Origin of the sequence: Streptococcus sp. DD12 (assembly GCF_001578885.1) — a bacterium.
In the GTDB taxonomy this organism is placed as follows: Bacteria; Bacillota; Bacilli; order Lactobacillales; family Streptococcaceae; genus Streptococcus.
In genome coordinates this window covers 424,800-439,296 of the sequence record NZ_KQ969495.1, presented here as the reverse complement: position 1 = coordinate 439,296, position 14,497 = coordinate 424,800, and the positions used below count along the sequence as shown (strand labels likewise).

At 43.7% G+C, this 14,497-nt stretch carries 15 protein-coding genes; 14 read left to right on the top strand and 1 reads right to left on the bottom strand.

The window, feature by feature from the left end; genetic code table 11:
• The first annotated feature begins 4 nt into the window (after positions 1 to 4).
• The 7 genes from STRDD12_RS02105 to STRDD12_RS02075 all read left to right on the top strand — a co-directional run bounded on the left by STRDD12_RS02105 (position 5) and on the right by STRDD12_RS02075 (position 7,447).
• The gene (locus STRDD12_RS02105; RefSeq protein ID WP_066914495.1) at positions 5 to 829 is read left to right on the top strand and encodes an alpha/beta hydrolase; all 825 of its coding nucleotides are present in this window, start codon (positions 5 to 7) and stop codon (positions 827 to 829) included.
• A gap of 9 nt (positions 830 to 838) precedes the next feature.
• Positions 839 to 1,585, top strand: a complete 747-nt coding sequence (locus STRDD12_RS02100; protein ID WP_066914493.1) for an esterase family protein — start codon at positions 839 to 841, stop codon at positions 1,583 to 1,585.
• 15 nt (positions 1,586 to 1,600) lie between these two features.
• Positions 1,601 to 2,764: an ATP-grasp domain-containing protein gene (locus STRDD12_RS02095; RefSeq protein ID WP_066914491.1), complete on the top strand. Its 1,164-nt coding sequence runs from the start codon at positions 1,601 to 1,603 to the stop codon at positions 2,762 to 2,764.
• Between the two features lie 201 nt (positions 2,765 to 2,965).
• Positions 2,966 to 3,718: an ABC transporter ATP-binding protein gene (locus STRDD12_RS02090; protein WP_066914489.1), complete on the top strand. Its 753-nt coding sequence runs from the start codon at positions 2,966 to 2,968 to the stop codon at positions 3,716 to 3,718.
• A 1-nt stretch (position 3,719) separates the two neighbouring features.
• Positions 3,720 to 5,681, top strand: coding sequence for an FtsX-like permease family protein (locus STRDD12_RS02085; protein WP_066914487.1), 1,962 nt, complete (start codon positions 3,720 to 3,722; stop codon positions 5,679 to 5,681).
• Positions 5,682 to 5,819: 138 nt separating this feature from the next.
• Positions 5,820 to 6,491 carry a response regulator transcription factor gene (locus STRDD12_RS02080; protein WP_197456659.1) on the top strand — a complete coding sequence of 224 codons (672 nt, stop codon included), beginning with the start codon at positions 5,820 to 5,822 and terminating at the stop codon, positions 6,489 to 6,491.
• A complete protein-coding gene (locus STRDD12_RS02075; RefSeq protein WP_066914483.1) occupies positions 6,488 to 7,447 on the top strand; it encodes a sensor histidine kinase in 960 nt (319 codons plus the stop codon). The genes STRDD12_RS02080 and STRDD12_RS02075 overlap by 4 nt, the downstream gene beginning before the upstream one ends.
• A gap of 79 nt (positions 7,448 to 7,526) precedes the next feature.
• On the opposite strand, the gene STRDD12_RS02070 is transcribed toward STRDD12_RS02075, so the two are convergent.
• Entirely contained in the window at positions 7,527 to 8,582 is a 1,056-nt protein-coding gene (locus STRDD12_RS02070) for a zinc-dependent alcohol dehydrogenase family protein (RefSeq protein ID WP_066914481.1), read from the bottom strand.
• 199 nt (positions 8,583 to 8,781) lie between these two features.
• Between STRDD12_RS02070 and STRDD12_RS02065 the strand changes: the two genes are divergently transcribed.
• The 7 genes from STRDD12_RS02065 (at position 8,782) to queF (ending at position 14,469) form a co-directional block, all read left to right on the top strand.
• Entirely contained in the window at positions 8,782 to 9,477 is a 696-nt protein-coding gene (locus tag STRDD12_RS02065; protein ID WP_066914477.1) for a response regulator transcription factor, read from the top strand.
• 130 nt (positions 9,478 to 9,607) lie between these two features.
• Positions 9,608 to 10,945 (top strand): sensor histidine kinase, encoded by a 1,338-nt coding sequence (locus tag STRDD12_RS02060; protein ID WP_231853437.1) that lies wholly within the window; start codon positions 9,608 to 9,610, stop codon positions 10,943 to 10,945.
• Positions 10,946 to 11,115: 170 nt separating this feature from the next.
• A complete protein-coding gene (locus STRDD12_RS02055) occupies positions 11,116 to 12,006 on the top strand; it encodes a hypothetical protein (protein ID WP_066914472.1) in 891 nt (296 codons plus the stop codon).
• A 158-nt stretch (positions 12,007 to 12,164) separates the two neighbouring features.
• The gene (gene queC / locus STRDD12_RS02050; RefSeq protein ID WP_066914471.1) at positions 12,165 to 12,815 is read left to right on the top strand and encodes a 7-cyano-7-deazaguanine synthase QueC; all 651 of its coding nucleotides are present in this window, start codon (positions 12,165 to 12,167) and stop codon (positions 12,813 to 12,815) included.
• Entirely contained in the window at positions 12,815 to 13,255 is a 441-nt protein-coding gene (gene queD, locus STRDD12_RS02045; protein WP_066914469.1) for a 6-carboxytetrahydropterin synthase QueD, read from the top strand. Before queC ends, queD begins: the two co-directional genes overlap by 1 nt.
• Positions 13,255 to 13,971, top strand: a complete 717-nt coding sequence (queE, locus tag STRDD12_RS08305) for a 7-carboxy-7-deazaguanine synthase QueE (protein ID WP_066914464.1) — start codon at positions 13,255 to 13,257, stop codon at positions 13,969 to 13,971. Before queD ends, queE begins: the two co-directional genes overlap by 1 nt.
• Positions 13,972 to 13,983: 12 nt before the next feature.
• The gene (queF, locus tag STRDD12_RS08300; protein ID WP_066914462.1) at positions 13,984 to 14,469 is read left to right on the top strand and encodes a preQ(1) synthase; all 486 of its coding nucleotides are present in this window, start codon (positions 13,984 to 13,986) and stop codon (positions 14,467 to 14,469) included.
• The last annotated feature ends 28 nt before the right edge of the window (positions 14,470 to 14,497 follow it).

The following is a 14,497-nucleotide window of genomic DNA, read 5'->3' as shown; positions in this document are numbered from 1 at the left end:
ACGGATGAACACATCTTATTTTTATTTGGAGATGAAGACGCATGAGCTTGAGGTGCCTTACACAGGGCAACCTCGTCGTGTCCGTGTTCTCCTTCCCAAAAACTACAACCGGGATACGGACAGGCATTATCCTGTGGTGTATTTCCACGATGGTCAAAATGTCCTGTATAGTAAAGAAGCTTTTTCTGGGCATTCTTGGAAAGTGATTCCGACGATTAAGCGTAATCCCGATATTGACCGCATGATTGTGGTGGTTATCGATAACGATGGCTTTGCAAGGATGAATGAGTACTCAGCTTGGAAGTACAAGGAGACAGCCATCCCAGGTGCAGAGCTAGGAGGCAAGGGGATCGAATATGCGGAATTTGTCATGGATGTGGTTAAACCCTTTATTGATGAAACCTATCGGACCTTGTCAGATAAAGCCCACACGGCTATGATTGGGTCTTCGCTCGGTGGTAATATCACCCAGTTTATGGGGTTAGCTTATCAGGAGCAGATTGGTTGTCTTGGTGTTTTCTCAACAGCAACCTGGTTACATCAGCAAGCTTTCGACCGCTACATTGCCCGTCAGGACTTGGATCCTGAGCAAAGGGTCTTTATCTATGTCGGAACTGAAGAAGCTGATGACACCGATAAGACCTTGATGGCTGGTAATATCAAACAGGCTTACATTGATTCGAGCCTGACTTATTACCGACAATTGTTGGCAGGTGGCATTCCCTTGGAAAATACCAAGATTGAGATTATCTCTGGAGCTATTCACAACGAGATGGCTTGGGCAGAATATCTGCCAGAATGTTTTAGATTTTTTAGTGAGAAATGGTAGGAATTTATAATGCACGTTGAATTTTTAAGCCACTGGTCAGGTAATCTTGGCCGTGAAATGAATGTGAACCGCTATGGTCATGCTGGTTTGCCTATTGTTGTTTTTGCCTCATCCGGCGGATCTTTCTCAGAGTATGCTGACTTTGGTATGATAGAAGCCTGCCGTGACAGCATTGAGAGTGGTCGGGTACAATTTTTCACCCTGACCAGCGTCGACAAGGAAAGTTGGTTGGCAGACTACAAGTCTATGCATGATCGGGCTCAGGCTCACCGAGCATATGAGCATTATGTCATTGACGAAGCCATTCCTTTTATCAAGCATTTGACGGGTTGGTATGACGGGATGATGGTGACGGGCTGTTCTATGGGAGCTTATCACGCCGTCAATTTCTTCTTACAGCACCCAGATGTGTTTACTAAAGTAATCGCCTTGTCCGGTATTTATGATGCGCGTTTCTTTGATCAAGGCAATGATTATGGTGGCGATGAAGCCGTCTACCAAAACTCACCAGCAGACTACCTTTGGAACCAAAATGACGGTTGGTTTATCGACCGTTACCGCCAGGCTGATATTATCGTCTGCACCGGTTTGGGGGATTGGGAACAAGATGGTCTACCATCTTTTAATACCCTACGGGAGGCTTTTGAAAGCAAACAAATCCCAGCTTGGTTTGATGTTTGGGGGCAAGATGTTGCCCACGACTGGATCTGGTGGCGCAAGCAAATGCCTTATTACCTGAAAACACTTGGTTACTAAAAGGAGTCTTCATTTATGAATGTTATCGTCATTTCCCCTTACTATCCTGAAAATTTCCAACCTTTCACGCTTGAACTGGCTAAAAAAGGGATTACCGTTCTGGGTATTGGTCAGGAGCCTTACGAACAACTTGGTAGCGAACTTCAGGGTGCTTTAACCGAGTATTTTAAGGTCAATAATTTGGAAGACCTAGAAGAAGTTAAAAAAGCAGTGGCTTTCTTGTTCTATAAGCATGGCCCTATCGACCGTATCGAATCCCATAACGAATACTGGTTGGAGCAGGATGCAGCCTTACGGGAACAATTTAACATCTTTGGGGCTAAACCACGGGATTTGAAAAAAACAAAATTCAAATCTGAAATGAAGAAGATGTTTAAAAAAGCAGGGGTCCCTGTCGTACCTGGACAGGTAGTAAAAACCTTACAGGCTGTCGATATGGCTGTTAAAAAAATTGGTTTGCCCATGATTGCAAAACCCGATAACGGGGTTGGTGCGGCGGCAACCTACAAACTTGAAACAGCTGAAGATGTGGAACGTTTTAAAGCGGACTGGGATAAGACGACAGTTTACTTCTTTGAGCAATTTGTCAATAGTGGTAAAATCTGTACTTTTGATGGTTTGCTGGACCATGAGGGAAATATCGTCTTTGAGACCAGTTTTGATTACAAGTATACCCCTTTGGAGCTCATCACAGAGAAAAAGGAAAATTCCTACTACGTGCTTAAGGAAATTGATCCTAAATTAAAAGAATATGGACATGCCATTATCAAAGCTTTTGGGATGAAAGAACGTTTCTTCCATATTGAATTTTTCCGTGATGGTGATGACTTTATCGCCTTAGAGTACAATAACCGTCCAGCTGGTGGTTTTACCATCGATGTCTATAATTATGCCCATTCCATTGATCTTTACCGGGATTATGCGGATGTGGTCGCTGGAAACCCTGTGGCTGAGAGAGCATTTGAACCACAGTATTGCTTGGCCACCGCTCGCCGTGATAGTAAAAACTACCTTCATAGCCAAGAAGAAGTTAAGCAACATTACGGTAAGGCACTCAAGAAAATCGAACGGATGCCACGCGCTTTTTCAGAGTTGCAAGGAGATGACCTCTACATTCTGACTGCACAAACACAAGAAGCTGTCGATGACATGATCGACTACATTCATGCCAGTGTTTAACGGCTAAGCAATTAGCGAAAGGTTCTTATCGCATAAGCCTTGCGACAGGACCTTTTTTTGTTTGTCTTACAAGATTGTAAGACAGCCAGCTAAGCCTGTAAGACAGACCCTTTCATTTTAGGTTATAATAACAGTGCAGTGAGGGAAATGAGCCTCAGCATAAAAAGACATATCTAAAAATATGTCAAAAAGGAGAAGGATATGTTATTAGAAGTTCATCACTTAGAAAAAACCTTTCGCACGCGCTACTCCAGAAAAGAAACTCAAGCCTTGAGAGATGTTGACTTTCAGGTTGATACTGGTGAATTCATAGCCATCATGGGGGAATCCGGTTCAGGTAAAACAACTTTACTGAACATTTTAGCCACACTGGAAAAACCAAGTAAAGGCTATGTGGCTCTAGATGGTCAGGATTTATCAAGCATTAAAGACAGTCAACTTGCTGCCTATCGCCTCGAAAATCTAGGCTTTGTTTTTCAAGAATTTAATCTGGTTGATAGTCTATCAGTCAAGGACAATATCTTTTTACCCATGGTATTGCGTCGGCAGCCGTATGAGCAAATGACCAAGCGTTTGGATGAGATGTTACCTTTATTGGCCATCGATGATCTCTTAGAGAAGCGCCCTTTTGAATTGTCCGGTGGGCAAAAGCAGCGGGTTGCTATTGCCCGTAGTCTCATGAATAAGCCAAAACTTATTCTTGCAGATGAACCGACAGCTGCCTTAGATTATAAGAATTCAGAACGCGTCTTAGACTTGTTTGAAAGGCTCAACCAAGAAGGGCAAACACTTTTGATGGTAACCCATTCCGCTAATGCGGCCAGCCATGCCAACCGTGTTTTATTTATCAAGGATGGTCGTATCTTCCATCAGATGTACCGCGCAGACAAATCCTTATCTGAATTCAATCGGGATATTTCTCTGGCCATGAGTGCCTTGTTGGGAGGTGACTAGTATGCTTTATCTTAAGCTCGCCTTTAACAATATCAAAAATGCGCTACAGCAGTTCGGTCCCTTTTTACTAGCCAGTACGGTATTGTTTGTCCTTTGGAGCACGACCAGTCTCATCATATTTAGTTCCATGACTAGCCACATGCGGTTTGGGGCATCCTTGTTGTTTTTAGCCTTAGTGATACTGACAATCTTTGCGGTTATCATGGAAATCTATAGTTATCACGTTTTACTCAAACAAAGGAGTCAAACTTTTGGTCTCTATCATATCTTGGGCATGACAAAATGGCAGGTAGCAGCTGTTGCCACCTGGGAATTACTCCTAAGTGCTTTGATGGTTATCCTCCTAGGGTCTCTTTTGTCCTTGATTTTGTCTCAACTTTTTTACCTTTTCTTTGTCAATCTCGTCCACTACAAGCAGTTAATCCTGGATGTCAACCCTTTGGCTCTCTTGCTGTCAAGTCTGGTTTTCGGAGCTATTTTCCTGCTTTTAGAAATTGTTGGGCTTGTGACAATCAGCCGCCAATCTGCTTTAGGACTTTTCGGACAAAGTAAGCAAGGAGAAAGTGAGGCCAAGGGCAATACCCTCTTAGCAATACTGGCTATCCTCTTGTTAGGAATAGGCTATTATCTTGCCCTCTCTTCCAATAATCTCAGCGCTTTAGCCGCCCTTTACCGATTTTTTGCTGCCGTTCTTTTAGTGATTACAGGAACCTATTTGTTTTACATTTCCTTTGTCGCTCGCTATCTGAAATGGCGCAGGGGCAATAAACGGTACTATTACCAGCCCAAACATTTCATCACGGTCTCTCAAATGCTTTTTCGCATGAAGCAAAATGCCGTTGGCATGGCTAGTATTACACTACTATCTTGTATGTCTTTTGTTGCCATTGCCACAACAACAGCCCTTTATACTAATATCGAGGGACAAAGTCAAAGTCTTTTTCCGAGAACTGTTTCTCTTACCTTCAATATGGCTAACCAGACTCCTCAAGACCTGAAAGCCCTATCTAGACAGTGGTTAGAAGCCAAAGGGGTAGCCACGACAAATAGCCTCAGCTATGACACATACGTAGTTGGTATTCCAGTACCAGACCAAAGAAAGACCGTCATTGGGCCGCAGGATATTTCACATCCTGATTTTAATAAACTGGGCTACACCTATATTGTGACGCAAAGTGATTTTCGAGAGCTTGGTAACGACTTGCCAGACTTAAAAGAAAATGAGTCTGCTCTGGTCCTTCCAAATAGAAACCAGGAGGTCAAAGACATTAATCTTTTAGGCCATCAGTTAACCAATGTTAAAACCTTTTCACGCGCCAATTTCCCAGACTTAGCCAACACCTACAACGGCAACCTCTTAGTTGTTAGCAATGAATCTGTCCAGCAAGCTCTTGTATCAGCCGTTCAAGCGTATTATCCAGATCCCTTACCACACTTGTATCGTTTTTTTGTCAATCTTCCAGACAAGCAGGCCAAAAAACTTGGCGACAGTCAGGGAAATCTCTTAAATGATGAGGGACAAGAGATTGGAAGCCTCGACCTCAAAGATGATTTTCGGAATGCTACCTATCAAATTTATGGCGGTTTTGTCTTTACAGGCTTTATGCTAGGCATTAGCTTTATGCTGGGGGCCGCATTGATTATTTATTACAAGCAATACTCTGAAGGCCAAGAGGATCGACGCTCCTACCAAATTCTGCAAGAAGTAGGGATGAGCTCACAGTCTATCAAGAAAGCCATTAGTGCCCAAACCTTATTTGTCTTTTTTGGCCCTCTGACAATGGCTATTCTGCATTTCTTGGCTGCACTCGTCTTGATTAAGCAAGTCCTCTTGTTATTTGGGGTCATGGACTCGCAAATGGTCTACTGGGTGAGTGGTCTGACCATCCTCTTAATCGGAACACTCTATTACCTCATTTATCGCTTTACGAGCCGTACCTATTACCGTATTATTGCGCGCTAATAGCTCTAGTTTTTAAGGCATTTCTTACCTAAAGAACCCGAGAAGCAAGATCAGTTCGCTTTTCAGGTTTTTTTAGTGGCATGCGCTAGGCTGGCTAGTATGATATAATAAGCGAAATACTAGTGAAAAGGGAAATTTATCATGTCGCAACCAAGCCTATTTATCATTGAAGACGATGCCACAATTGTAAGCTTGCTAAAAAAGGCCTTGTCAGAACGCTATACTGTCACAACTGTTAAGAACTACCGTGACATTTTAAGAGAAGTAGTTGAGGCACAACCCGATTTGATATTGATGGATATTACCCTGCCTTATTTTAACGGCTTTTATTGGACGACAGAAATCCGGCAACAGATGACGACACCTATTATTTTCATTTCAAGCAGTGATGATGAGATGAATATGGTTATGGCTTTGGATATGGGAGCGGATGATTACATCGCAAAACCCTTTAACCTAGCTGTTTTGGAAGCCAAAATCAGCGCCTTTTTACGGCGCAGTCAGCAGTTTAACCAAGCCAAACGGTTTTTATATCAGGACTATGAACTGACCCGAGACGGTCTCGTGAGGAAGGCTGATGGCCAAGAGGTAGCCCTAAGCCCGACAGAAAGCAAAATTTTCCAATTACTGATCGAAAACCAAGGGCAGGTTGTCACAAAGGAAGATTTGTTAAACCGCTTGTGGGAGAGTGAAAATTTTATCGATCACAATACCTTGAGTGTCAACATGACCAGGTTAAGAAAAAAATTGTCTTCTATCGGCTGCGTGGCCATTCATACCATTAGGGGTGTCGGGTATAGTTTGATATGATTTTAGCTTTTTTACGCGAAAAACGGCAACTTTTCTTCCTCTACGCCGGCATACTGGCTGTGTTTTTTAGTTGTTCCATACTCTATCATTTACCCTTAGTCTATTTTGGGATGATGGTGCTCTTTTCATTCTTATTTCTGCTGGGGGTCTTAGCTTTTTCTGCCTATCGTTTTTACCAGCAGATGCGTCAACTTGATGACATCCGTTTGATAGACGAAGACGCCTTTTCCTTACCAACACAAGAAGCTTTTCTAAAGCTTTTAGACAGGCAAGCACAAGACTACCGAAAAGAAATCCATGAACTGAGTAAAACGTTGTCAGAGACACAACACATGGTTCAACTCTGGGCGCATCAATTAAAGGTTCCTTTGGCTGCCCTATCTTTGATGCAACAAACGGACCAACTCAATAAGGAAGATGTTGGTATTCAACTACTAGAACTCGAAAATAATGTCGCTAATCTCTTGAATTTTATGAAATTTACGGGACATGCTAGCGATTTTCGCTTTGAAGTGATAGCCCTAGAAACACTCGTCAAAAACATCATCAAGTCCTATCGCTTGGTCTTTATTCAAAAACACATCAGTTTCTCTTTAAAAGGTCAGGCTCAAGTGCTTACAGATGCCAAATGGCTACAATTCGCCTTAACACAAATTATAGATAATGCTCTAAAATATAGTCCACCAGGGGCTGAGCTGACTATCCTGATTACCGAGGAAAGTATTGTGATAACAGATCAGGGCATCGGCATTCAAGAAGAGGATTTGCCACGTCTTTTTGACCATGGCTTTACGGGCTTTAACGGCCGTCGTTACCGTAAGGCTACTGGTTTGGGACTTTACATGACAAAAACAGTCTTAGACCAGCTAGGGATTGTTATTTTAGTAGAAAGTCAAGTAGAAGTAGGGACAAGAGTGACGCTAAAGTGGTCGCAAAGAGGCCCTGTTAAAGACTAGTAGAAAACGCTAAAACAAAAAAAGTGTGTCTATCTTGCCGTAACTCGAAGAGCTAGGGCTGACAGGCACACTTTTTGTCTTAAGTTGGTGTGATGTCATTGGTGATGACAACCTTGAGAGCCTGATGTTGGTCTGCGTGTTTGAAGACATCATAGGCGGCCTCGACATCTGAGAGATTGAAGTGGTGTGTAACGAGTTGACTGGCATCAATTTTTCCAGATTTGAGAACATTCAGGAGCATGTCAGTGGTGTTGGCATTGACCAGCCCTGTATTTAGGGTAATATTTTTTATCCAAAGGTCATCCAAGTTAAAGCTAACTGGTTTGCCATGGACGCCGACATTGGAGATGTGACCACCAATAGCCACTACATTTTGGCAAATATCAAAGGTTTGTGGGTAGCCAACACATTCCATGACAATGTCAACGCCACGTCCATTGGTGACTTCATCGATAAAGGCTTTAATCTCAGTGACATCGCCAGACGCAATGGTATGGGTTGCTCCGAACCGTTTGGCTGCTTTTAGTCTTTGGGCTGACAAGTCCACCATGATGATGGTGGCAGGTGAATAGAATTGAACAGTCAAGAGAGCAGCCAGACCGATAGGGCCTGAGCCCACGATACAAACGGTATCGCCGGGTTTGACATGAGAAGGAAGAACACCTATCTCGTATGAGGTTGGTAAAATATCAGACAACATCAAAAGCGCCTCGTCGTCCACACTTTCAGGAGCGTGGTAGAGACTGCCATCAGCATGCGGAATGTGAACATATTCTGCTTGGGTGCCTTCGATCAAGTGGCCTAAAATCCAGCCACCGGTTTGGCAGTGAGATGGAAGTCCTTTTTTACAGTAGTAGCAGGTGTTACAGGCTGTCACACAAGAAATAATGACCTTATCCCCCACCTTAAAGTTAGTAACAGCATCGCCAACGGCTTCAACAATACCGATTCCTTCATGCCCCAGAGTGGTTCCAGGCTTGCAGGCAGGGACATCACCTCCCAAGATATGTAAATCCGTTCCACAGATAGTGGTCTTAAGCAAACGCACAACGGCATCTGTGCCTTGGAGAATTTTTGGTTTTTCTTTATCTGTCAGGTGTAATTCGCCGGCAGAAACGTAGGTTGCAGCTTTCATAACAAAACCTCTTTTCCTTTTTGTTTCTATACATCTATTTTACTGCTAAAAGAAAACGGTTTCAACAAAAAGTTGCATTTTCGCGCAAAAGATAGCAAAATAATGCTTTACTAGCTCCTTTTCAAAAAATATGCTAGTATGAAAAGCATTAGAGCTTGGATGCTTTCAAAAAAGCTAGAGAGAGAGGAGAGGTGAACCTATGGCGCGTGTCTATGTCGCAGATGATGAACGCAATATCCGAGAATTGATTGGTTCCTTTTTGGAAAAAGAAGGGATGACGGTCAGTTTATTTGAGACGGGTGACCAATTATTGGTCGCATTTTTAAAAGAGCCTGCTGACGTTGTGGTCTTAGATGTTATGATGCCAGGGACGGATGGTTTTGGCATCGCCAAGGAAATCCGTTCTATCTCTGAAGTGCCTATTATTTTACTGACGGCTAGAGACAGCGACCTTGATTTTGTTCAAGGTTTTGAAACTGGGGCGGATGATTACTTCACAAAACCTTTTTCAGCCGTCAAATTAACCTTACGCATCAAGGCCATTATTCAAAGGCAAGCCCTAGACCGACCTGAGAAAAAGGACTTGGGTCCCTTGTCATATGGTGGTTTGCACTTGTCTGCTGAAAAACGGCAGGCCTTTTATCAGGACCAGCCAATCAAGCTAACAAATACAGAATACGATCTTCTGCAGATGCTCATGCAACATCAAGGAGCAGCCGTGTCCCGCGATGAGCTCTTAGAAGCTATCTGGGGCTATGCCAGCGATGTTGAAACGCGCGTGACGGATGATACCATCAAGCGCCTGCGAAAAAAATTACGGATGGTAGAAAGTCATGTCATTATTGAAACAGTATGGGGCTATGGGTTTAAATTGGTTACGAAATCTTTGGACTAGGTTGAAATCACTAAAAAGAACAAGTGGCAATCGCAGGCTCAGAACGACCCTCTTTTTGCAACCGCTGTCTGTGATTTTTCTGGCTTTTTTGGGGATCTTTCTTGCCTTTAATTTAGCAATTCGCTACTTTATGGCTGAACAAACCGAGCAAGCCTTAGCCGATCAGTTTTCCCGTTTTGATGCGCTCTATCAAGGACAAACGACCGCTAATCAACAAACCACTCAGACCATCTTTACGACGCTCTATGTCATCGCAGATAGTCAGGGCAAGGTTCAGTATGCCTCCGGCAATGATGATGCTTTTTCGGATGATACCCTTAGTGATGATTTGACCGATCAACTTTACGAGGACAGTCACCAATGGAATGACTTACCAGAGGTGCCAGATAGTCCAGATGACTTGCCTGAGGGAAATGTTTTTGAGCCCCCAAAAGCGAGAACCATCAGCCGTAATGGCGAAAACTATGCCGTGGCGGTCCGTTCCTATCAGGGAAAACTCATGGGCAATTACATCGCTGCTTCGGATAATGATAGTCAGACCTACTATGTTTTTGTTTATTTTTCAGTAGCCCCCATCACTAGCCTCACCAAAGCCATTAATACCTACTTGGCCTTGCTCATGTTAGCCATTGGAACCTTGGCCGCTCTGCGTATTTTTCTAACGTCACGTAAGCTTAATGCTAGTTTTCAGTCTTTAAAAACCTATATTATCCAAGTTGGTAAACGGCAAAAGACGGAAAATACCAGTCATTTAGCCTATCGCGAATTCACTGAAGTTCGTGAAAGTATTGAACAGATGGATCACATGATTGCGCAGAATCAAACCAGTCAACAGATTTTTTTCCAAAATGCTTCCCATGAACTACGCACGCCTCTGATGTCTATCCAGGGGTATGCTGAAGGGATTTCTGAAGGTGTCTTATCGGATACGCAGGCAGCTGCTCAGGTTATTTTAGATGAAAGCCAGAAAATGAAACTGTTGGTAGACGACATCTTAACCTTGTCACGTTTAGAAACCATTCAGACGGCCTTAAACAAAGAAAGCCTTGACTTGGTCGACTTGATTTATGATGTGACCTGGCAACTACAGCAACAAGCACAAGACAAGGGGGTTCGTTTTCATCATGATTTTGCCCAGGCCCATGTGGACATTAGGGCCGATGAGTCGCTGTTATCCCGTGCTTTAACCAACATTTTGACGAATGCTGTCCGCTATGCCAAAACAGGTATCTGGCTAAAAACTAAAGTCCAAGATGACCGTCTTTTGTTAGCCATCAGTAACGATGGGCCCAGCATCCCTGACCAAGACCTGCCTCACCTTTTTGAGCGCTTTTATAAGGGGCAAGAGGGCAATTTCGGGATTGGTCTGGCCATGGCGCGAGACATTATACGTCAGCACGGCGGAGATGTCTCGGTTATCTCAACTGCTCAAGAGACTGTTTTTACGATTGAATTACCCGTCAACTAAACAATGCTATAACAGTCTTCCAAGACGTTTGAGGAGCTAAACCTCAAACGTTTTATTTTGTAAAAAAATAATTGCCACAGTTTTGCCACACTTTTTCCGCAAAACCACCGAACTTTAAGGCAAGCATTGGTTTATACTAAAGTCATCACTAAAACAAATGAGGTAAAACCATGACTTTAAAAGACAAACTTTCTACATTTTCCCAACAAGCTAAAACTCACTGGAAAAAGACAGCACTCATCAGTGTTGCTGTCCTAGGTGTTGGTACTGCAGGTGGTGCCATCGGCTATGCGGTCGCCAATCACGGTGGGCCAGAGATGGAACAGTTCCAAAGCCAAGCAGGCTTCGGCGGCGAGCAAGGAGAAATGGACTTTGAGGGGGAAGACTTCTCATCACAAGAGGATTTTGAGGGCAATAGCAGTCAAACCTTAACCTACGACCAATGGACATCAGCGGTCAATAAGTCCGACCTTTCCAGCGCAGACAAAAAAACCTTCTTAGCTGCTTTAGAAAAGAGCAAAACTAACATCGACAAGGCTAGCAGTCTGTCTGATCAACTGGACAAATTGTATAGCGATAACCTGTCCTCTTTGGATACTGAATTTGATAGCCTGATGTCGAAAAACTCCAGCCTTTGGGAAAAATTGGACGATGCTTGGTTGCCACAATCCTTACGTGACCTAAGCACGGACGATTTGACTGACCTGGCTGCCAGCATTAAAGCCAGTGATAGTTTATCAGATAGTGAAAAGAGCACCTTACAAGCTGATGTGGCTTCCCTAAAATCCCTTAAAGAAAAATGGTCAACAGCCTACGCTAGTTATACAGAAAAAGCTGCTGATTTGGAAAGTCAGCTGGAAACCGCTGAAAATGCTGTCACGACCAGCCTTAAAGACAACAAGGTAACGGATGACATGTTAGCTAGCGTCACTGGCGACGAGGAAGGCCCTAACGGTAATGCTGATGCTGGAAAAGCTCCTGGAAAAGCTCCTGCAAAAGACAAGGCCAAAGGAAAAACGGACAAGTCCTCTTCATCTAGCAAAAAATCAGCTACAAAATAGGTCGTCCCGTAAGCCTGCCTTGCCAAACACACTCAATTTTGATAAGATATAAGACAAGAAACGATGTTTGGGAAAAGCCATCGCTAAAAAAAACCTTATGTTTTTTGGCGCTCTTCCTAAGGGAGAGCGTTTTTTAGCGGGCTAAAGGAGTAACACATATGAAACGTCAATCAGCCTTGGTCGTCTTTTCAGGCGGTCAAGATTCTACCACCTGCCTGTTTTGGGCCTTGAAGCATTATGACCATGTGGAAACAGTCACCTTTGCTTACGGCCAGCGCCACAGCCAGGAAATCCAAGTCGCTCAAGCCATTGCCAAGGAACAAGGAGTGAAAAACCACCTCTTAGACATGTCTTTACTGGGGCAACTTACTGCCAATGCTTTGACGCGCGACCTTGCTATAGAGGGTGAAGAAGGAGAAGTGCCCAATACCTTTGTCGATGGACGCAACCACCTTTTTCTATCTTTTGCCGCTGTTTTAGCTAAACAAACTGGGATTACCGATATCATCACAGGGGTCTGTGAAACTGACTTTTCGGGTTATCCTGATTGCCGTGATAGCTTTGTCAAATCGCTCAATGTCACGTTAAATCTTGCCATGGATTACCCCTTTGTCATTCAGACGCCTTTGATGTGGTTAGACAAGGCTGAAACTTGGGAAATGGCAGATAATTTGGGGCAGTTTGATTATGTGCGCGAGAAAACATTGACCTGCTACAATGGGATTGTCGGTTCTGGATGCGGTCAATGCCCTGCCTGTCATCTGCGTCAACGCGGTTTAGAAACCTATTTGGAAAGACGAGGTCACTAATGTATCAATTACCTGAACAACTGGTTCAAGAAACAGGCGACAGTCTCGTCTACTGTCCTAAGCGTGTCTTAGTCTCCAAAGAATTCACCTTTGATGCCGCTCACCACCTGTTTGCTTATGATGGCAAATGTCAGGCCTTACACGGACATACCTATCGCTTACAGATTGCTGTCACGGGTTTCTTAGACCAACGCGGCCTATCCGTGGATTTTGGTGACCTAAAAGCGATTTATCAAGCGCATTTGGAACCTCTACTGGACCATCGCTACCTCAATGAGATGTTACCATATATGAATCCAACAGCTGAAAATATGGTTTACTGGCTATACAAGACCGTGGAAGCGCATCTGCCTAAAAACGACCAAAAATTTGAAATGGCCTTTGTACGACTGTACGAAACGCCAACAGCCTATGCTGAGTTCCGAAAGGAGTGGGACTGATGGCGCGCCAACGTGTGCTCAAATTGCCGGTTCTTGAGATTTTTGGCCCTACCTTTCAAGGGGAAGGACGTGCCATCGGTCAAAAGACGCATTTTATCCGGACGGGTGGCTGTGATTACCATTGTGATTGGTGTGATTCAGCCTTTACTTGGGATGGGTCTGAAAAGGCAAATCTGATGACGACTGATGCTATCATAGAAGCCTTAGACCAACTAGGTTCTTATGATTATGTGACACTTTCTGGCGGAAATCCCTGTCTCCTATCAGCAAATATGGCCGAACTGGTCCAAAAACTCAAGGCCAAGGGCGTACGTCTAGCCGTTGAAACACAAGGGTCTCGTTGGCAGGAATGGTTGCGGGATATTGATGACGTTACCATTAGCCCTAAGCCACCTTCTAGTAAAATGACCATAAATTATGAAACATTGGACTTTATCATTTCCCGGTTAGATAAGGAACAACTCACCCTTAAAATTCCCGTTTTTGATGATGCCGACCTTGCCTTTGCAAAAACTATCCAAGAGCGCTACCAGCCAGATGTCCTTTATTTATCAGCGGGAAACCCTGAACCCAAAAAAGAAGGCTCCATCGTCGCTGACCAATTAGCCCGTCTCAATCAACTCTGGGATAAGGTTGCCCAGGACCCAGACTGGCATTCTGTCCGTGTTTTGCCACAATTGCACACCTTGGTTTATGACAATGACCGTGGCGTCTAGAAAGGAACTCCCATGACACCTGATACCAAAGATTTAACTCTCTTAGGAAACCAAAACACCCCTTACATTTTTGAGTACACCCCAGAAATTCTCGAACGCTTTGATAATCGTCATCAGGCAAACGATTATTTCATCAAATTTAATTGCCCCGAGTTTACATCGCTTTGCCCCATAACAGGCCAGCCTGATTTTGCGACTATCTATCTGTCTTATATTCCCGATAAGTACTGTGTGGAGTCCAAATCTTTAAAACTTTACCTCTTTAGTTACCGTAACCATGGCGATTTCCATGAAAACTGTATCAATACCATTGGTAAGGATTTGGTGAAATTGTTAGAGCCCCGTTACCTTGAAGTTTGGGGCAAGTTTACCCCAAGAGGTGGCCTGTCTATTGACCCTTATTATAACTATGGCAAGCCAGGGACTGATTTTGAGGAAATGGCACGCTATCGTCTGATGAATCACGACTTGAACCCTGAAACCATTGATAATCGCTAACACAAAAGGTCTGAAACAGCTGTTTCAG